Genomic DNA, 19,301 nt, shown 5'->3' with positions numbered 1-19,301 from the left:
GCACGCATGGGCAACGCAACGCGACACATCACATCGAGAGGCAACGGCGCATGACCAGGATTCATCCCACCGCGATTGTCGAGCCGGGCGCGCAAATCGACGAATCGGTCGAGATCGGCCCGTACGCAATCGTCGGTCCGCACGTCACGATCGGCGCGCGCACGACGATCGGCTCGCACAGCGTGATCGAAGGCCATACGACGCTCGGCGAGGACAACCGCATCGGCCATTACGCGTCGGTCGGCGGCCGTCCGCAGGACATGAAGTACAAGGACGAGCCGACGAAGCTCGTGATCGGCAACCGCAACACGATCCGCGAATTCACGACGATCCACACAGGCACCGTGCAGGACGTCGGCGTGACGACGCTCGGCGACGACAACTGGATCATGGCCTACGTGCACATCGGCCATGACTGCCGCGTCGGCAACAACGTGATTCTGTCGAGCAACGCGCAGATGGCCGGCCACGTCGAGATCGGCGACTGGGCGATCGTCGGCGGCATGTCGGGTGTCCACCAGTTCGTGCGGATCGGCGCGCATTCGATGCTGGGCGGCGCGTCGGCGCTCGTGCAGGACATCCCGCCGTTCGTGATCGCGGCCGGCAACAAGGCAGAGCCGCACGGGATCAACGTCGAAGGGCTGCGCCGGCGCGGCTTCTCGGCCGATGCGATCTCGGCGCTGCGCAGCGCGTACCGCGTGCTGTACAAGAACGGCCTGTCGTTCGAGGAAGCGAAGGTGCAGTTGCGCGAGCTGGCGGAGGCGGGCGGCGACGGCGATGCGCCGGTGAAGGCGCTCGTCGATTTCATCGACGCGTCGCAACGCGGCATCATCCGCTAAGCGATGCCGCTTCCGACCAATCAGCTCCGGCTCGCGATGGTAGCCGGCGAGCCGTCGGGCGACCTGCTCGGGGCATCGCTGCTCGGCGGGTTGCGCGAGCGGCTGCCCGAATCGGCCCAGTACTACGGGATCGGCGGGCAGCGGATGATCGCGCAGGGCTTCGACTCGCACTGGCAGATGGACAAGCTGACCGTGCGCGGCTATGTCGAGGCGCTGGGCCAGATTCCCGAGATCCTGCGGATTCGCGGCGAACTGAAGCGCCAGCTGCTCGCAGAGCGGCCGGACGCATTCATCGGCGTCGACGCCCCCGATTTCAACTTCAGCGTCGAACAGGCGGCGCGCGACGCAGGCATCCCGTCGATCCACTTCGTGTGCCCGTCGATCTGGGCGTGGCGCGGCGGCCGGATCAAGAAGATCGCGAAGTCCGTCGATCACATGTTGTGCCTGTTCCCGTTCGAACCGGCGATCCTCGACAAGGCGGGCGTCGCATCGACGTATGTCGGCCATCCGCTGGCCGACGAAATCCCGCTCGAACCCGACACGCACGGCGCGCGCATCGCGCTGGGCCTGCCCGCCGACGGCCCCGTGATTGCGGTGCTGCCGGGCAGCAGGCGCTCGGAGATCGCGCTGATCGGCCCGACGTTCTTTGCGGCGATGGCGCTGATGCAACAGCGCGAGCCCGGCGTGCGGTTCGTGATGCCGGCGGCGACGCCCGCGCTGCGCGAACTGCTGCAGCCGCTCGTCGACGCGCATCCGCAGCTCGCGCTGACGATCACCGACGGCCGCTCGCAGGTCGCGATGACGGCCGCCGACGCGATCCTCGTGAAGAGCGGCACCGTGACGCTGGAAGCCGCGCTGCTGAAGAAGCCGATGGTGATCTCGTACAAGGTGCCCTGGCTGACCGGGCAGATCATGCGCCGGCAGGGCTACCTGCCGTACGTCGGCTTGCCGAACATCCTGGCGGGGCGTTTCGTCGTGCCCGAGCTGCTGCAGCATTTCGCGACGCCCGAGGCGCTCGCCGATGCAACGCTCACGCAGCTGCGCGATGACGCGAACCGCCGCACGCTGACCGAAGTGTTTACCGAAATGCATCTTTCGCTGCGGCAGAATACGGCCGTGAAGGCTGCCGAGGCCGTCGTGCGCGTGCTCGAACACCGCAAGGGGCGCGCATGACCGCGGTACGTGCATCACGCCGCCGCGCGTCGAGCGACGAGCAGGGCGGTTTCGACTTCAGCCGTCCTGACGAAATCGTCTGCGGCGTCGACGAAGCCGGCCGCGGCCCGCTTGCGGGGCCGGTGGTGGCCGCCGCAGTGATTCTCGATCCGGCACAGCCGATCGACGGGCTCGACGATTCGAAGGCGCTGTCCGCGAAGAAGCGTGACGCGCTGTACGACCTGATCGTCGCGCGGTCGCGCGCGTATTGCGTCGCGTCGGCGAGCGTCGACGAGATCGATACGCTGAACATCCTGCACGCGACGATGCTTGCGATGAAGCGGGCCGTCGAGGGCCTGTCGGTGCTGCCGACGCTCGCGCAGATCGACGGCAACCGCTGCCCGACGCTGATGGTGCGGGCCGAGGCGATCGTCAGTGGCGACGCGCTGGTGCCGAGCATCTCGGCCGCGTCGATCCTCGCGAAGGTCACGCGCGACCGGATGCTGGTCGACCTGCACGAGCGCTTCCCGGTGTACGGTTTCAACGTGCACGCGGGCTACGGCACCGCGAAACACCTTGCCGCATTGCGCGAGCACGGCCCGTGCGAAGCGCATCGGCGCACGTTCGCGCCCGTCCGTGCGGCACTCGACCTGATTCGATGAAAAGCATTACTTCCCGCGACAACCCGCTGTACAAGCGCCTGAAGGCGCTCGCGGGTTCGACGCCCCATCAGCGCCGCAGCGGCCAGGCGCTGCTCGAAGGATTCCACCTCGCGAGCGCGTACCTCGAGACGGGTGCGACGCCGGAACTGTGCGTGGCGACCGAGGGCGCACTTGGCCACGCCGAGGCGCAGGCGATCGTCGCGCGCATCGATGCGCAGCGGATCGTCACGCTGCCCGACGCGCTGTTCGGGCAGTTGTCGAATGTCGTTAGCGGCGTCGGTTTCCTGCTGCTCGTCGACCGGCCCGAACAACCGCTGCCTGCTCGCGTCACGCATACGTCGGTCGTGCTCGACGGCGTGCAGGATGCCGGCAACGTCGGCTCGATCCTGCGCAGCGCGGCGGCGGCGGGCGTGCGCCACGTGTTCTGTGCGCCGGGCACCGCCTACGCGTGGTCGTCGAAGGTGCTGCGCTCGGGCATGGGGGCGCATTTCCTGCTGTCGATCCACGAGGATATCGACGCCGTCGCGCTCGCCGAACGGCTCGGCGTGCCGGTCGCGCTGACCGACTCGCATGGCGCGCAGGCGGTCTACGACTGCGACCTGTCGGGGCCGGTTGCCTGGGTGTTCGGCAACGAGGGCGCCGGCGTGTCGGCGTTCTGGCGCGACGCGGCCACGCATCGCGTGACGATTCCACAGCCGGGCGGGATGGAGTCGCTGAACGTCGCGGCGGCGGCAGCGGTATGCCTGTTCGAGCAGGTGCGCCAGCAGCGGCCTGCGTGACGCCGCCCCCGCGCATTCGCCGCACCATGAAAAAAGGCCGCGTCAGACGCGGCCTTTTTGTTTCCGGCGGCGGACACGCGGCCGCCCGTGCTCAGTACGACTGCCGGTCGAGACGGATTTCCTGCAGGATCGTCGTCGCGATTTCCTCGATCGACTTGTGCGTCGACGACAGCCACTTGATCCCTTCGCGGCGCATCATCGCTTCGGCCTCGTTGATCTCGTAGCGGCAGTTCTCGGGCGCCGCATACTTGCTGCCCGGCCGGCGCTCGTTACGGATCTCCGACAGGCGCTGCGGGTCGATCGACAGCCCGAACAGCTTCTCGCGGTGTGCGGACAGCGCCGACGGCAGCTTGCCGCGCTCGAAGTCTTCCGGAATCAGCGGATAGTTTGCTGCCTTCACGCCGTACTGCATCGCGAGGTACAGGCTCGTCGGCGTCTTGCCGCTGCGCGACACGCCGACGAGGATCACGTCGGCTTCCGACAGGTTGCGGTTCGACTGGCCGTCGTCGTGCGCGAGCGAGAAGTTGATCGCCTCGATCCGCGTCTTGTATTCCTCGGTGTCGGCGTTCTGGTGGCCGCGGCCCATCGCGTGGCTGGACTTGAGCTCCAGCTCCTGCTCGAGCGGTTCGACGAAGCGCTGGAACATGTCGAGCACGAGCGCGTTCGAGCGCTTGACGATGTCGTTCGACTCGCTGTCGACGAGCGTCGTGAACACGATCGCGCGGCGGCCGTCGTGCACGGCGGCCTCGTTGATCTTCTCGACGGTCGCATAGGCCTTGTCGAGCGAGTCGACGAACGGCACGCGTACGAGACGGAATTTCTGGTCGAACTGGGAGAGGATCGAGTGCGCGAAGGTTTCGGCAGTGATCCCGGTGCCGTCGGAGACGATGAATACGGTAGGCAGCATGAATCTGGGCGTCGAGCGTGAAGGGCGGTTGCGCGGGCGGCTGGAGGTTCGCCTCCAGACGCAGTGACAAGGTCGCGCCACATCCGGCAGCCGGCACGGTAGAATAGCGGCAACCTGTTGGATAAGCAATTGCGGGGGCAGGGCGCGAACGGCGCCCGCGGCCTGACCACTTGATTCCAAAATTCCCGGCAAGTTTGGCGATTTGTCTGCATATATCGCCCTTCTGCCGGGATTTTTGCAAATCGGGTCGGAATATTTTTCGCCGCTGCGAGTGTTTATCTAACAGGTTGCGCAAGACGCGCCGCGCCTTTTTGCAAGCGCCCGCGTCCGAGCCCACTTGCGCAATCGAGCATTTTTTTCACACTTAGGGGCTTGTATGACTAACGCAGCAAACGTCGCAAAGGACCAGGCGTATGTAATTCCGTTCGAGCAGTTGCGGATGACCGATGTGGAAATCGTGGGCGGCAAGAATGCGTCGCTCGGCGAGATGATCAGCCAGCTTTCCGAAGCAGGCGTTCGCGTACCCACCGGTTTCGCCACGACCGCGCTCGCGTTCCGTGATTTCCTCAAGCACAACGACCTGACCGATCGTATTGCCAAGCGTCTCGAGTCCCTCGACATCGACGACGTGAAGGCGCTCGCCGAAGCCGGTGCCGAAATCCGCAAGTGGATCGTCGACGCGCCGATGCAGGCACGTCTCGAGCAGGAAATCCGCGAGCAGTTCGAAGTCCTGAAGAGCGGCTCGCCGGCCGAGCTGTCGTTCGCCGTGCGTTCGTCCGCGACCGCGGAAGACCTGCCCGACGCATCGTTCGCCGGCCAGCAGGAGTCGTACCTGAACGTCGTCGGCATCGAAGACGTGCTCGACCGCATGAAGCACGTGTTCGCGTCGCTGTACAACGACCGCGCGATCTCGTACCGCGTGCACAAGGGCTTCACGCACGCCGAAGTCGCGCTGTCGGCCGGCGTGCAGCGCATGGTCCGCTCGGACGTCGGCGCCGCCGGCGTGATGTTCACGATCGACACCGAATCGGGCTTCAAGGACGCCGTGTTCATCACGTCGAGCTATGGCCTGGGCGAAACCGTCGTGCAGGGCGCAGTGAACCCGGACGAGTTCTACGTGTTCAAGACGACGCTCGCGCAGGACAAGTACCCGATCATCCGCCGCTCGATCGGCTCGAAGCTGATCAAGATGGAATTCACGCAGCCGGGCGAGCCGGGCCGCGTGAAGACGGTCGACGTGCCGCACGAGCAGCGCAACCGCTACTCGATCACCGACGAGGACGTGATCGAACTGGCGAAGTACGCGGTCATCATCGAGAAGCACTACCAGCGTCCGATGGACATCGAGTGGGGCAAGGACGGCCGCGACGGCAAGATCTTCATCCTGCAGGCACGCCCGGAAACCGTGAAGAGCCAGGCAACCGGCAAGGCCGAGCAGCGCTTCAAGCTGAAGGGTCAGTCGCAGGTGCTGGCGACGGGCCGTGCGATCGGCCAGAAGATCGGCGCGGGCCCCGTGCGCGTGATCCAGGATCCGTCGGAAATGGAACGCGTGCAGCCGGGCGACGTGCTGGTGGCCGACATGACCGACCCGAACTGGGAGCCGGTGATGAAGCGTGCGGCTGCGATCGTCACGAACCGCGGCGGCCGGACCTGCCACGCGGCGATCATCGCGCGTGAGCTCGGCGTGCCGGCAGTCGTCGGTTGCGGCGATGCGACCGACATCCTGAAGGACGGCGCGCTCGTCACCGTGTCGTGCGCGGAAGGCGACGAAGGCAAGATCTACGACGGCCTGCTCGAGACGGAAGTCACGGAAGTGCAGCGCGGCGAACTGCCGGCAATTCCGGTCAAGATCATGATGAACGTCGGTAACCCGCAGCTCGCGTTCGACTTCTCGCAACTGCCGAACGGCGGTGTGGGTCTCGCGCGTCTCGAGTTCATCATCAACAACAACATCGGCGTTCACCCGAAGGCGATTCTCGAGTACCCGAACATCGACCAGGACCTGAAGAAGGCGGTCGAGAGCGTCGCGCGCGGCCACGCGTCGCCGCGTCAGTTCTACGTCGACAAGCTGACGGAAGGCGTCGCGACGATCGGTGCTGCGTTCTATCCGAAGCCCGTGATCGTGCGTCTGTCCGACTTCAAGTCGAACGAGTACAAGAAGCTGATCGGCGGTTCGCGTTACGAGCCGGACGAGGAAAACCCGATGCTGGGCTTCCGTGGCGCGTCGCGTTACATCGCTGAAGACTTCGCGCAGGCGTTCGAGATGGAATGCCGTGCACTGAAGCGCGTGCGCGACGAGATGGGCCTGACCAACGTCGAGATCATGGTGCCGTTCGTGCGGACCGTGAAGCAGGCGGAGCGTGTCGTCGGCCTGCTCGAGAAGTTCGGCCTGAAGCGCGGCGAAAACGGCCTGCGCCTCGTGATGATGTGCGAAGTCCCGACCAACGCGATCCTCGCCGAAGAGTTCCTGCAGTACTTCGACGGTTTCTCGATCGGCTCGAACGACCTCACGCAGCTCACGCTCGGCCTCGACCGCGATTCGGGCATGGAACTGCTGGCCGTCGACTTCGACGAACGCGACCCGGCCGTCAAGTTCCTGCTGAAGCGCGCAATCGATACCTGCCGCAAGATGGGCAAGTACGTCGGTATCTGCGGCCAGGGCCCGTCCGATCACCCGGACTTCGCGCAATGGCTGACCGACGAAGGCATCGAGTCGATCTCGCTGAACCCGGACACGATCATCGATACGTGGCAAGCGCTCGCTGCCAACCGGAAGTAACGGTCGGTAATGCATCTTCGGCGAAGGAGCGGCACGGTCACTCCTTCAATGAAGGCAAAATGCAAGGTTCATGCTATAAACACCCCGGTAAGCACCGGGGTGTTTTTGTTTGTCGGTACGCGCCGGGCCGCCCCAAGCGTATCGATCGCCCCTCGGGGGGCGCGTCGTGCATGAGACCGGAGCAAGCGCTGAAGCGCCAACTCCGGTCGACAGTGAACGAGCGTAAGCGTGGGGGCCGTTTTCCTGGAGACCACAATCATGTCGGGGCATCTGTTCTGGTGGGTCGCGGTGGGCGTGCTGGTCGTCGCCGAATTGCTGACCGGTACGTTCTATCTGTTGATGATCGCGCTCGGCTTTCTCGCGGGCGGGTTGCTGCAACTGGCCGGTTTCGCGCCGCACGTGCAGTTCGGCGCGGCGGCCGCGGTCGCGATCGTCGCGATGATCGTGCTGCGCCGGTCGGGGCTCGGCCGCAAGCAGAAGCGCGACACGTCGACGAATCCCGACGTCAATCTCGATATCGGCTCGACCGTCACGGTCGATGCATGGCGCGACGGACGCGCACGCGTGCAGTATCGTGGTGCTGACTGGGACGTCGAGCTCGCGAACGGCGAGCGCGACGATGTGCACGTCTATCAGGTGAGTGCCGTGCGCGGCAATTGTCTCGTGGTCGTGGCGAAACCCGCGGGCTGACCGTCCGCTGATACAACAAGGAGGGAATACTTCATGGATTCGCTGATCATCTGGGTTGTCCTGCTCGTCATCGCGATCGTGATCGTGTCGAAGACGGTGAAGATCGTGCCGCAGCAGCATGCGTGGGTGCTCGAGCGCTTCGGGCGCTATCACGCGACGCTGTCGCCCGGTCTGAACATCGTGCTGCCGTTCGTCGATCGCATCGCGTACCGGCACATACTGAAGGAAATCCCGCTCGACGTGCCGAGCCAGGTCTGTATCACGCGCGACAACACGCAGTTGCAGGTCGACGGCGTGTTGTACTTCCAGGTGACCGATCCGATGAAGGCGTCGTACGGGTCGAGCAACTTCGTGCTCGCGATCACGCAGCTCGCGCAAACCACGCTGCGCTCGGTGGTCGGCAAGCTCGAACTCGACAAGACGTTCGAGGAGCGCGACTTCATCAACCACAACATCGTGTCGGCGCTCGACCAGGCCGCGGCGAACTGGGGCGTGAAGGTGCTGCGCTACGAGATCAAGGATCTGACGCCGCCGAAGGAAATCCTGCACGCGATGCAGGCGCAGATCACCGCGGAGCGCGAAAAGCGCGCGCTGATCGCGGCGTCCGAAGGCCGCAAGCAGGAGCAGATCAACCTCGCGTCGGGGGCGCGTGAAGCGGCAATCCAGAAGTCCGAGGGCGAGCGGCAGGCCGCGATCAACCAGGCGCAGGGCGAGGCCGCCGCGATTCTGGCGGTGGCCGAGGCGAACGCGCAGGCGATCCAGAAGATCGCGAACGCGATCCAGTCGCAGGGCGGGATGGATGCGGTGAACCTGAAGGTCGCCGAGCAGTATGTGAACGCGTTCTCGAACCTCGCGAAGCAGGGCAACACGCTGATCGTCCCGTCGAACCTGTCGGATCTCGGCACCGCGATCTCGTCGGCGCTGACGATCGTCAAGAACGCTTCGACGCCCGCGAAGGGCTGAGCGGCGCGGATCCGGTGCGCAGGCGGCCGCCGCATGCGATCGATGTGCGGCGAATCGTCGCGCAACCGGGCAACCGGCAAGCGCGATTCAGGTAGTCCAAAGCAACACGGCCCGCTTCGAGCGGGCCGTGTCGTTTGCGATGGGCGTGACGCGCGTCAGGTGCCGGCGCGCATGATGCGGGCCTTTTCGCGTTCCCAGTCGCGCTTCTTCTCGGTTTCGCGCTTGTCGTGCAGCTTCTTGCCCTTCGCGAGCGCGATGTCGCACTTCACGCGACCGCCCTTGTAGTGGAAGTTCAGCGGCACGAGCGTATAGCCACGCTGCTCGACCTTGCCGATCAGTTTCTTGATTTCCTCGCGGTGCAGCAGCAGCTTGCGCGTGCGAACCGGGTCGGGCGTGATGTGCGTCGAGGCTTCGGGCAGCGGGCTGATATGGGTACCGATCAGGAAGATTTCGCCGCTCTTCACGACGACGTAACCTTCCCGGATCTGGCCGCGCCCGGCGCGCAGCGCCTTGACTTCCCAGCCCTCAAGCACGAGCCCCGCCTCGTAGCGTTCCTCGATGTGATAATCGAAGTGCGCTTTCCTGTTGTCGATGATGCTCATGAAAGGATCGGGCCAACTCGTTTAAAATCACGATTTTAGCAAAGCGGGGCGGGAATCGCCCGGCTTGTGTTCCTACCTTAAGCGATGCCGCGCGATTTATGGCAGATGTCCAGAAAACCGTATTGATCCGTCATTCGGCGGAACAGATGTTCGACCTCGTCACCGACGTGGCCGACTACCCCAATTTCCTGCCCTGGTGCGGCGGCGTCGAGATTCGCCGTCAGGACGAGAGCGGGATGGAAGCGCGCATCGATATCAACTTCAAGGGCATCAAGCAGCATTTCGCGACGCGCAACACGCAGCAGCGCCCGACGCGGATCGACATGGAGTTCACGGACGGCCCGTTCAAGAAGTTCACGGGCTCGTGGCGCTTCACGGCGCTGCGTGCCGATGCGTGCAAGATCGAATTCGCGCTGCACTACGAGTTCTCGAGCATCCTGCTCGAGAAGATCATCGGGCCGGTGTTCAGCCACATCGCGAACACGTTCGTCGATTCGTTCGTGAAGCGTGCGGACCAGCGCTACGGGAAGGGGTGACGCGATGCTGTCGATCGAAGTCTGCTACGCGCTGCCGGACCGCCAGACGCTGATCCCGCTGTCGCTGCCAGAAGGGGCGACCGTTCGCTCGGCGATCGACGCGAGCGGCGTGCTCGCGCTGCACCCGGAGATCGATCTCGCGCAAGCGAAGACGGGCGTGTACGGCAAGCTCGCGCCGCTCGATGCGCCGCTCGCCGACCACGATCGCGTCGAGATCTATCGCCCGCTGATCGTCGATCCGAAGCTGGCGCGCCAGCGGCGTGTCGACAAGTCCCGACGTGCCGGCTCGATCGAGGGCCGCAAGTGGATGCACAAGGACGCGCGCTGACGCGTCATTCGTTCCGATTCGTCTGATCAAACGCCGCGGCGCTCCTTCTTAGCGGGCCGCGGCGTTTGCGTTGGGCGGCGCGTGGTCCGGCGTATTGCCACCGGCCGGCGTGTCGCCGTGCTGTCGCACCGCGCCGTACACGCCGGCGAGCAGCAGCACGAGTGCGGCGATTTCGAGCGTGCGCGGCATCCGCTGGTCGTACACGAATGCGTACAGCATCGCGAACACGGTTTCGAACACGATCAACTGGCCCGACAACGTAAGCGGCAGCCGCTTCGACGCGGCATTCCACAGCCCGTTGCCGAGCCACGACGCGCCGATCGCGAGCACGAGGTTCAGCAGCCAGAACAACTGCCAGCGCGACGCCGGGACGGCCGCCTGCACCGTACCCGCGGGCAGCGCGAGGATCGCGATCCAGCAGAGGCCGCCGATCAGGCCCGTCACGACGCCCCACAGTATCGACCACTCGTTGCCGCCGAAACGATGATGGCGCTGCAGGTAGCGCGCGTTCGCCACCGCATACCAGGTCCAGCTGGCCAGCGCACCCGCCGCGCAGGCGATACCCGCGAGCTTCTGGGGGAGCGTGGTTGCGTGCGCGGCTTCCGACGTAAACAAATCGACGTTGATGCAGACGATGCCCGCGATCACCAGCGCAAGCGGGGCGGCGAGCCGCCGCAGCGGCACGGCGCCGTGGTCGCCGAGGCCGGCGAGCGTGACGGTCACGGGCAGCACGCCGACGATCAGCGAGCTGGGCGCGATGCCGATCAGGTGCACGGCGCCGGACAGCAGCATGTAGTACGCGACGTTGCCGACGACGGCGAGCTTCACCAGGGCTGCGAGGTCTTCACGGGTCAGCCGCGCGAGCAGCGAGCGGGCGGCCGGCAGCGCGGCCGCGACCGATACGAGGCCGTACATCGCGTAGCGGCCGGCGCTCAGCAGCAGCGGCGAAAAATCGGTCAGCAGCCGCGGAACGAGAAACACCATGCCCCACAGGGCACCCGCCAGGACACCATAAACCACACCGCGCTGCATCGACTGCTCCGAACGAATGACTGATGTGCGCGCATCTTAGCGACGCCGTCGCGGCGTCGTCTTGTTCATTCCTGCACTCGGGGCGTCGCGAATGCCGGCGTGCGGTGCGCCGGAGCGGCTTCGACGGGCGGCGGATCAGGCGTCAGCGGGATCGGGGGTTGCCTGCGTGCCGTCGCCTGCCGCACGCGTGTGCGCCGGACGCCGCACGGTGCGCAGCTTGCCGCTGTTGCCGCCGCCGCAATAGAAGCGGTCGTGGCCGTCGGATTCGAGCCCCGATACGCCGACACCGGGCGGCATGTCGACCTGCTCGAGCACCTCGCCCGTACGTGGATCGATGCGCCGCAGGTCGCTCTGGTCGGCTTCCCACGTGCCGTGCCACAGCTCGCCGTCGACCCACGTCACGCCGGTGACGAAGCGGTTCGACTCGATCGTGCGCAGCACGGCGCCCGATTGCGGATCCACCTGATGAATCTTGCGTTCACGGTACTGGCCGACCCACAGCGTGCCTTCGGCCCACGCGAGCCCCGAATCGGCGCCGCCCCCGGGCGCCGGGATCGTCGCGAGCACGCGGCCCGATTCGGGGTCGATTGTCTCGATGCGGTCTTCGACGATCTGGAACAGGTGGCGGCCGTCGTACGCGGTGCCCGCGTGCGCGGCGACGTCGAGCGAGCGGACGGTCGTGCCGCGCCCGGGATCGAGCGCATTCAGCTTGTCGCCGGACGCGAACCACACGTGCTGCCCGTCGAACGTGACGCCGTGCACGCCGTCGACACCGGGAAACGGGCCGTATTCGTGAAGGATGTCTGCAGTGGAGCGTTTCATGTTCGTCACCTCGTCGTTCGATGAGGTCATCCTAATCTCCCGGCAGCGCAACAGGGAGTAACAAGGTCGTCGCGAAACCGGGCAGCGGCGGCGTCATCCAGCGGCGTGCGCGGCCTCGGCCAAGCGCCTGCGCCTTGCCGGCTTCGGCGAGCGCGTCGAGCGCACGTTGTACGGTGCGCTGGCTCGCGCCGAGCGCGAGCGCCAGCGCGGAGCTCGACCACGCTTCGCCGTCGGCGAGCAGCGCGAGCACCGCTGCGTGGCGATCGTCGACCGGGCGCGCGAGGACGACGGTCTCGCGCACGCCGAGCGGTTCGAGCGCGAAGCCGCGCGGTGTCGCGATGACGTTCGCGAGCGGGCGCAGCACCGCGCGCAACCGGCCGATCTCGACGCGCAGCCGCGCGCGATGCGATTCGTCCGCCTGTTTCGCGCGGAACGCGGCGGCGACGAGCGCGTTTCTCGACACGTCGCCCGGCCAGGCCTCGCCGAGCGCGCGGGCGAGCACGAACAGCACCGGGCGCCGCGCGAGCGACACGGTCGTGCGCGCGTCGCGCACCGTGTGGCGGCACGCATCGACGACGAGCGCATTCGACTCGAACAGCGTCTCGACTTCGTCGAGCGGGACGAGCCGCGATGAGCCGCGCGCAATGAGTCGCGCGGCCGGTGCGTCGAGCACGCCCGCCGCGGTGTCGACTTCGGCCGTCAGCGCGGCGATGCCGGCGTCGCGGGCGGCGGCCCGCGCACGGGCAAGCGCTGCACGGGCCGCGTGCGTGCGGATGCGGCGCATCGCGATGCCGGCCGCGATCAGTTCATGGGCGGCGCGCGACGCGGGCGGCAGTGGCGCGGGATCGAGCGTCGCGAGCCGCTGCTCGGCGTCGTCGAGGTGACCGATCAGCAACAACCGGCGCACGCCGAGATAGCGGGCATGCGCGGCATTTGCGCGGTCGCCGTGCGCGTCGAGCGTCGCGCAGGCCGCATCGAGCGCGCGCGTCGGCCACTGAAGGTCGCGCGACGCGAGCGCGATCTCGGCTTCCGCGACCACGCAGCGCGCCCGCGCGACGGCTTCCCTTGGACCGAACGCACGGGCGGCGCCGCGCACGAGGGCACGCGCGCGCTCGAAATCGCCGAGCTGCGCCATCGCGATGCCGCGCAGCGCGAGCGCCGGCGCATCGTCGCGCAGTGCAACGCGGTTCAGCGCGCCGAGCGCGTCGCCGGCCGCGAGCGCGCGTGCGGCCGCCGTGATCAGCGAATCCATTCGAATCCCGACACAGTTGTCACTCCCTCCGGCCCGATGTCGGCCACTAATCTAGCACCACGTACACGGCATCGTACGCCGTGCCCGGATACCCACCGAAGGAGGAACCCGCAATGACGACCCATCTCACCGGAACGCGCGACGAATGGCTGGCCGAGCGCCGCGCACTGCTCGACGCCGAAAAGGCGCTGACGCGGCAAAGCGACGAACTCGCGCGGCGGCGCCAGACACTGCCGTGGGTGCGCGTCGACAAGACCTACCGGTTCGACACCGAAGACGGGCAGGCGACGCTCGACGACCTGTTTCGCGGCCGCTCGCAACTGCTCGTCTATCACTTCATGTTCGGCCCCGATTACAAGGCGGGCTGCCCGTCATGCTCGGCGCTCGCCGATGGCTTCGACGGCTTTGCCGTGCATCTCGCGTACCACGACGTCACGCTTGCCGCCGTGTCGCGCGCGCCGCTCGTGAAGTTGCTCGCGTACCGCGAGCGGATGGGATGGACGTTTCCGTGGGCGTCGTCGGTCGGCAGCGAATTCAACTTCGACTTCAACGTGTCGTTCACCGAAACGCAGCAACGCGCGGGCGAGGTCGAATACAACTACGCGCGGGCCGGCCATGCGATGGACATGGATCCGCCGCCGGCGCCCGTCGTGCAGTTTGCGGCCACCTGCGGCACCGACGCGGTTACGTACTCGCTCGACCGGCCGGGGATGAGCGCGTTCGTGCGCGAGGACGGCGCCGTCTATCACACGTATTCGACCTACGCGCGCGGGCTCGACGGGCTGTGGGGGATGTACCAGTGGCTCGATCGCGCGCCGCGCGGGCGCAACGAGGCGGGCCCGTGGTGGCGCCGTCACGACGAGTACGTGCGCGGTTGAGCGCCGGCCGGCGACGGGCGGGGGCGTGATGACACGGCCGGCAACCGGCGGGGCGGGCGCCAATCCACGAGTATTCGGCGCGGCGGTCCTGGCCGTGTTCGCCGTCGCGGTGACGGCGACACTCGTGCAGCACGCGTCGATGGCCGCGATGGGCGGCGAGCCGATGCCCGGCGGCTGGACGGCTTCGGCCGCATGGCTGCAGCCGTGCGGATGGGGCGCCGGGCGCGCACTCACCGCGTTCGCCGGAATGTGGGGCGCGATGACCGTGACGATGATGCTGCCCGTGCTCGCGCCGATGCTCTGGCGCTATCGCCAGAACATCGGTCGGCAGGCGGCGCCGCGTCCGGCCGGGCTCGTCGTCGTCGCGGGAGCCGGGTATTTCGCGGTGTGGATGGCCCTCGGGGCGCTCGTGTTTCCGGCCGGCGCTGCACTGACGGGCGCTGCCATGCGGCTGCCGGCGCTGGCCCGTGCGATGCCGTTCGCGGCCGGCATGGTCGTATTGGCTGCGGGCGGGATGCAATTCTCCGCGTGGAAGGCGCGCCGGCTGTCGTGCTGCCGGCACGCGACGGGCGGCGCGCACCGGTCGCGGGCGGCGACTGCCGGCGCGGCATGGCGGTACGGCGTGCGGGCTGCGATGCATTGCAGCGCCTGCTGCGGAAACCTGATGGCGGTGGCGCTGGCCGTCGGCATGATGGACCTGCGCGTGATGGCGGCCGTGACGGTCGCGATCGCCGCCGAGCGCCTCGCGCCGTCCGGCGGACGAGTGGCGCGGATCGCCGGCTGTGCGGCGGTCGGCGGCGGCATTGCGATGATCGTGCATGCGGCCGGACTGCTATAACACAGGGTAGGCAGGCCGATTCGATGCGTTGCCGGGCCTTGTTTCACCGTGGCCGCGACCGTCGCGTGCCCCGTCCGCAACAGGCGAACGAGCCGTTTTGCCGCCGGTTGCGCGAATGGCTCGATGCAGCGGTGAAACGAAAGGCGATCGAAAACGAACCGAACCGCGATCCGAACGATTCGGCCCCCGAACGGCTGAAACCGGCTAAGCCGTTGTTCGTGTTGTGAAAATTCGCGGCGCTTCGCGTATAATTCGCTTTTGCGCCCATAGGATTTGCCATGCGTCTGATCCAAAAAGCACTCACTTTCGATGACGTGCTCCTCGTTCCCGCCTTTTCCGACGTTCTCCCGCGCGACACCAGCCTCAAGACCAAGCTGACCCGCAACATCTCCCTGAACATGCCGCTCGTGTCCGCCGCGATGGACACGGTCACCGAAGGTCGCCTCGCGATCGCGATGGCGCAGCAGGGTGGCGTCGGTATCGTCCACAAGAACCTCACGCCGGCCGAACAGGCTCGCGAGGTCGCGAAGGTCAAGCGTTTCGAGTCGGGCGTCGTCCGCGACCCGATCACGGTGCCGCCGCAGATGAAGGTGCGCGACGTGATCGCGCTGTCGCGCCAGCATGGCATCTCGGGCTTCCCGGTCGTCGAAGGTCCGCAACTCGTCGGTATCGTCACGAACCGCGACCTGCGTTTCGAAACGCGCCTCGACGAGCCGGTCAAGTCGATCATGACGCCGCGCGAGCGCCTCGTCACGGTCAAGGAAGGCACGCCGCTTGCCGAAGCGAAGGCGCTGATGCACAGCCACCGCCTCGAGCGCGTGCTGGTCGTCAACGACGCGTTCGAACTGCGCGGCCTGATGACCGTCAAGGACATCACGAAGCAGACCGAGCACCCGGACGCGTGCAAGGACGAACACGGCAAGCTGCGCGCAGGCGCGGCGGTCGGCGTCGGCCCGGACAACGAAGAGCGCGTCGAGCTGCTGGTGCAGGCCGGCGTCGACGTGATCGTCGTCGATACCGCGCACGGTCACAGCAAGGGCGTGCTCGAGCGCGTCCGCTGGGTCAAGCAGAACTTCCCGCACGTCGAAGTGATCGGCGGCAACATCGCGACGGCTGCCGCTGCGAAGGCGCTCGTCGAATACGGCGCGGACGCGGTCAAGGTCGGTATCGGCCCGGGCTCGATCTGCACGACGCGGATCGTCGCGGGGGTCGGCGTGCCGCAGATCAGCGCGATCGCGAACGTCGCGGACGCACTGAAGGGCACCGGCGTGCCGTGCATCGCCGACGGTGGCGTGCGCTTCTCGGGTGACGTGTCGAAGGCCCTCGCGGCCGGCGCGAACGCGGTGATGATGGGCAGCATGTTCGCGGGCACCGAAGAGGCGCCGGGCGACGTGTTCCTGTATCAGGGCCGCCAGTACAAGTCGTACCGCGGCATGGGTTCGGTCGGCGCGATGAAGGACGGCGCGGCAGACCGCTACTTCCAGGACAATTCGGCGAACATCGACAAGCTCGTGCCGGAAGGCATCGAAGGCCGCGTCGCATACAAGGGTTCGGTCAACGCGATCCTGTTCCAGCTGGTCGGCGGCGTGCGCGCCAGCATGGGCTACTGCGGCTGCCGCACGATCGACGAGCTGCACGAGAAGGCCGAGTTCGTCCAGATCACGGCAGCGGGCATGCGCGAGTCGCACGTGCACGACGTGCAGATCACGAAGGAAGCACCGAACTATCACGTGGACTGATCGCCGATGAAACCGCTGCTGCGAGCTGTGCTGATCATCGATGCCGTATTGCTGCTGGCGTTCGGCGTGCTGTTCGTGCTGACGCCCTGGCAGTCGCTGTTCAACGCATTGCAGCTGGCGAACATCCAGCCTGCGATGCTCGGCCAGGCGTTCGGCATCGCGTTGCTCGGGCTCGCGTGGCTCGCGTTTCATGCGGCGTTCAACGGCGATCTCACGGCGCCTGTCGCGCGGTCGGTCGGTCACGTGTACTGGCTGACCGGCGTGCTGACGATCGTCTGGTCGCTCGGGGCCGGCAACGGTCCCGCGCTGGCGGCTGCCGGCCGGGTGCTGTCGGTCGCGGCCGGCGTTGTGCTGATCGTGCTCGGTCTCGGCGGCGTGCGGATCGCATCGGCCGTGCGCCGGCGCGAGAAGGCGCAGGCGCTCGAGGCGCGCGCACCGGCGCAGCGTCCGGCCGAGCCGGCGATGGCGCCCGCGTCGTCGCCCGCACCGCAGCGTGCCGAGCCCGTCGTCAGCCGTCCCGCGGCGCCCGCGGCATCGTCGCCGGCTGCATCCGGTTCCAGTCGATCGTCAGGCGGCGTCGCACTCGACGAACGCCCGCCGATGCAGGATTGACCGGCGATGCGTCGCGCGAGCCGCCTGCCGCCCGACGCCGCTGTCCATGCTTTTGACGCAGCGCTTGGTGCGCTGCTTTTCTTATTCTCTTCATCCCGTCCGCAGCCATGCACGACAAAATCCTGATTCTCGACTTCGGTTCGCAAGTCACCCAACTGATTGCGCGGCGTGTGCGTGAAGCGCACGTCTACTGCGAAATCCATCCGAACGATGTGTCCGACGACTTCGTCCGCGAGTTCGCGCCGAAGGCGGTGATCCTGTCGGGCAGCCACGCGAGCACGTACGAAGACCATCAGCTGCGCGCGCCGCAGGCCGTGTGGGATCTCGGCGTGCCGGTGCTCGGCATCTGCTACGGCATGCAGACGATGGCCGTGCAGCTCGGCGGCAAGGTCGAGTGGAGCGACCATCGCGAATTCGGCTACGCGGAAATGCGTGCGCACGGCCATACGCGCCTGCTCGACGGCATCGAGGATTTCACGACGGCCGAAGGCCACGGGATGCTGAAGGTCTGGATGAGCCACGGCGACAAGGTTGCCGAGCTGCCGCCGGGCTTCGCGCTGATGGCGTCGACACCGAGCTGCCCGATCGCCGGCATGGCCGATGAAGCGCGCGGCTACTACGCGGTGCAGTTCCACCCGGAAGTCACGCACACGGTGAAGGGCCGCCAGATCATCGAACGCTTCGTGCTGCAGATCGCCGGCGCGAAGCCCGACTGGATCATGAAGAACCACATCGAGGAAGCCGTCGCGAAGATCCGCGAGCAGGTCGGTGACGAGGAAGTGATTCTCGGCCTGTCGGGCGGCGTCGATTCGAGCGTCGCGGCCGCGCTGATCCATCGCGCGATCGGCGACCAGCTCACGTGCGTGTTCGTCGACCACGGCCTGCTGCGCCTGAACGAAGGCAAGATGGTGCTCGACATGTTCGAGGGCCGCCTGCATGCGAAGGTCGTGCACGTCGATGCGGCTGACCAGTTCCTCGGCCACCTGGCCGGCGTGACCGATCCGGAAGCGAAGCGCAAGATCATCGGCCGCGAATTCGTCGAGGTGTTCCAGGCCGAGGCGAAGAAGCTGTCGAAGGCGAAGTGGCTCGCGCAGGGCACGATCTACCCGGACGTGGTCGAATCGGGCGGCACGAAGACGAAGAAGGCGACGACGATCAAGAGCCACCACAACGTCGGCGGCCTGCCGGAAACGCTCGGCCTGAAGCTGCTCGAGCCGCTGCGCGACCTGTTCAAGGACGAAGTGCGCGAGCTGGGCGTCGCGCTCGGCCTGCCGCCGGAGATGGTGTACCGTCATCCGTTCCCGGGCCCGGGCCTCGGCGTGCGGATCCTCGGCGAAGTGAAGCGCGAATTCGCGGATCTGCTGCGCCGCGCAGACGCGATCTTCATCGAGGAGCTGCGCGGCACGACCGCGACCGCGCAGGATGCAGCTGCCGGCCTGTGCGGTGAAGCCGACGTCGGCAAGAGCTGGTACGACCTGACGAGCCAGGCGTTCGCGGTGTTCCTGCCGGTCAAGTCGGTCGGCGTGATGGGCGATGGCCGGACGTATGACTACGTGACGTCGCTGCGCGCCGTGCAGACGACCGACTTCATGACCGCACACTGGGCGCACCTGCCGTACGCGCTGCTGGGTCGCGCGTCGAACCGGATCATCAACGAGGTGCGCGGGATCAACCGGGTCGTGTACGACATCTCGGGCAAGCCGCCGGCGACGATCGAGTGGGAATAACTGGACGTCCGGCACGTACCGGTACGAACTGACCGCAGAACACATCAAAGCCCGCTTCACAGCGGGCTTTTTTGTTTTTGGCCCGCTTGGCGCATCGCGCGGATTTCGTGCTTCATCGGCCAGAACACACCGAGAACATTCGTGCGCCGTGAGGCGTCGCGGGT

Annotated in this window: 19 protein-coding genes; 14 read left to right on the top strand and 5 right to left on the bottom strand. The window is 66.9% G+C overall.

Annotated elements, in window-relative coordinates:
• The first annotated feature begins 50 nt into the window (after nt 1-50).
• From lpxA to BLA15945_RS17845, 4 genes are read left to right on the top strand one after another with little or no spacing between them, the layout of a single operon-like run.
• A complete protein-coding gene (lpxA, locus tag BLA15945_RS17860; RefSeq protein ID WP_059233858.1) occupies nt 51-839 on the top strand; it encodes an acyl-ACP--UDP-N-acetylglucosamine O-acyltransferase in 789 nt (262 codons plus the stop codon).
• A gap of 3 nt (nt 840-842) precedes the next feature.
• A complete protein-coding gene (gene lpxB / locus BLA15945_RS17855; RefSeq protein WP_059233859.1) occupies nt 843-2,012 on the top strand; it encodes a lipid-A-disaccharide synthase in 1,170 nt (389 codons plus the stop codon).
• Nucleotides 2,009-2,653 (top strand): ribonuclease HII, encoded by a 645-nt coding sequence (gene rnhB, locus BLA15945_RS17850; RefSeq protein ID WP_059233860.1) that lies wholly within the window; start codon nt 2,009-2,011, stop codon nt 2,651-2,653. The genes lpxB and rnhB overlap by 4 nt, the downstream gene beginning before the upstream one ends.
• Nucleotides 2,650-3,432, top strand: a complete 783-nt coding sequence (locus BLA15945_RS17845; protein ID WP_059233861.1) for a TrmH family RNA methyltransferase — start codon at nt 2,650-2,652, stop codon at nt 3,430-3,432. The genes rnhB and BLA15945_RS17845 overlap by 4 nt, the downstream gene beginning before the upstream one ends.
• A gap of 91 nt (nt 3,433-3,523) precedes the next feature.
• Here the strand turns inward: BLA15945_RS17845 and ppsR are convergent, their stop codons facing one another.
• Nucleotides 3,524-4,339: a posphoenolpyruvate synthetase regulatory kinase/phosphorylase PpsR gene (gene ppsR, locus BLA15945_RS17840; RefSeq protein ID WP_047900996.1), complete on the bottom strand. Its 816-nt coding sequence runs from the start codon at nt 4,337-4,339 to the stop codon at nt 3,524-3,526.
• Nucleotides 4,340-4,715: 376 nt separating this feature from the next.
• On the opposite strand from ppsR, the gene ppsA reads away from it, so the two are divergent.
• The 3 genes from ppsA (at nt 4,716) to BLA15945_RS17825 (ending at nt 8,771) form a co-directional block, all read left to right on the top strand.
• Entirely contained in the window at nt 4,716-7,118 is a 2,403-nt protein-coding gene (ppsA, locus tag BLA15945_RS17835) for a phosphoenolpyruvate synthase (protein ID WP_059233862.1), read from the top strand.
• A gap of 255 nt (nt 7,119-7,373) precedes the next feature.
• Nucleotides 7,374-7,808, top strand: a complete 435-nt coding sequence (locus tag BLA15945_RS17830) for an NfeD family protein (RefSeq protein WP_059236712.1) — start codon at nt 7,374-7,376, stop codon at nt 7,806-7,808.
• A 33-nt stretch (nt 7,809-7,841) separates the two neighbouring features.
• Entirely contained in the window at nt 7,842-8,771 is a 930-nt protein-coding gene (locus BLA15945_RS17825; RefSeq protein WP_059233863.1) for an SPFH domain-containing protein, read from the top strand.
• 155 nt (nt 8,772-8,926) lie between these two features.
• On the opposite strand, the gene smpB is transcribed toward BLA15945_RS17825, so the two are convergent.
• Nucleotides 8,927-9,373, bottom strand: a complete 447-nt coding sequence (gene smpB, locus BLA15945_RS17820) for an SsrA-binding protein SmpB (RefSeq protein ID WP_014896751.1) — start codon at nt 9,371-9,373, stop codon at nt 8,927-8,929.
• 98 nt (nt 9,374-9,471) lie between these two features.
• On the opposite strand from smpB, the gene BLA15945_RS17815 reads away from it, so the two are divergent.
• Nucleotides 9,472-9,909, top strand: a complete 438-nt coding sequence (locus tag BLA15945_RS17815) for a type II toxin-antitoxin system RatA family toxin (protein WP_034188832.1) — start codon at nt 9,472-9,474, stop codon at nt 9,907-9,909.
• Nucleotides 9,910-9,913: 4 nt separating this feature from the next.
• The gene (locus BLA15945_RS17810; protein ID WP_059233864.1) at nt 9,914-10,237 is read left to right on the top strand and encodes an RnfH family protein; all 324 of its coding nucleotides are present in this window, start codon (nt 9,914-9,916) and stop codon (nt 10,235-10,237) included.
• Nucleotides 10,238-10,285: 48 nt separating this feature from the next.
• Here BLA15945_RS17810 and BLA15945_RS17805 read toward each other — a convergent pair whose 3' ends face one another.
• The 3 genes from BLA15945_RS17805 to BLA15945_RS17795 form a co-directional block, all read right to left on the bottom strand.
• Nucleotides 10,286-11,269, bottom strand: a complete 984-nt coding sequence (locus BLA15945_RS17805; RefSeq protein WP_059233865.1) for a DMT family transporter — start codon at nt 11,267-11,269, stop codon at nt 10,286-10,288.
• Between the two features lie 135 nt (nt 11,270-11,404).
• On the bottom strand, nt 11,405-12,091 hold the full coding sequence (locus BLA15945_RS17800) for a Vgb family protein (protein WP_059236714.1): 687 nt from the start codon (nt 12,089-12,091) through the stop codon (nt 11,405-11,407).
• Nucleotides 12,092-12,122: 31 nt separating this feature from the next.
• Complete coding sequence (locus BLA15945_RS17795) at nt 12,123-13,343, bottom strand: hypothetical protein (protein WP_059233866.1); 1,221 nt, start codon at nt 13,341-13,343, stop codon at nt 12,123-12,125.
• A gap of 113 nt (nt 13,344-13,456) precedes the next feature.
• On the opposite strand from BLA15945_RS17795, the gene BLA15945_RS17790 reads away from it, so the two are divergent.
• The 5 genes from BLA15945_RS17790 to guaA all read left to right on the top strand — a co-directional run bounded on the left by BLA15945_RS17790 (nt 13,457) and on the right by guaA (nt 19,137).
• Nucleotides 13,457-14,221, top strand: a complete 765-nt coding sequence (locus BLA15945_RS17790) for a DUF899 domain-containing protein (protein ID WP_174993033.1) — start codon at nt 13,457-13,459, stop codon at nt 14,219-14,221.
• A 28-nt stretch (nt 14,222-14,249) separates the two neighbouring features.
• The gene (locus BLA15945_RS17785; RefSeq protein ID WP_174993032.1) at nt 14,250-15,059 is read left to right on the top strand and encodes a DUF2182 domain-containing protein; all 810 of its coding nucleotides are present in this window, start codon (nt 14,250-14,252) and stop codon (nt 15,057-15,059) included.
• 278 nt (nt 15,060-15,337) lie between these two features.
• Nucleotides 15,338-16,798, top strand: coding sequence for an IMP dehydrogenase (gene guaB, locus BLA15945_RS17780; RefSeq protein ID WP_174993031.1), 1,461 nt, complete (start codon nt 15,338-15,340; stop codon nt 16,796-16,798).
• A gap of 6 nt (nt 16,799-16,804) precedes the next feature.
• Nucleotides 16,805-17,410 (top strand): Asp23/Gls24 family envelope stress response protein, encoded by a 606-nt coding sequence (locus tag BLA15945_RS17775; protein ID WP_059233869.1) that lies wholly within the window; start codon nt 16,805-16,807, stop codon nt 17,408-17,410.
• A 107-nt stretch (nt 17,411-17,517) separates the two neighbouring features.
• Complete coding sequence (guaA, locus tag BLA15945_RS17770; protein ID WP_059233870.1) at nt 17,518-19,137, top strand: glutamine-hydrolyzing GMP synthase; 1,620 nt, start codon at nt 17,518-17,520, stop codon at nt 19,135-19,137.
• Nucleotides 19,138-19,301 lie beyond the last annotated feature (164 nt).

The organism is Burkholderia arboris, from assembly GCF_902499125.1.
GTDB lineage: Bacteria > Pseudomonadota > Gammaproteobacteria > Burkholderiales > Burkholderiaceae > Burkholderia > Burkholderia arboris.
The sequence above is the reverse complement of the archived record's forward strand: the minus strand, read 5'-3'. Positions and strand labels throughout refer to the sequence as shown.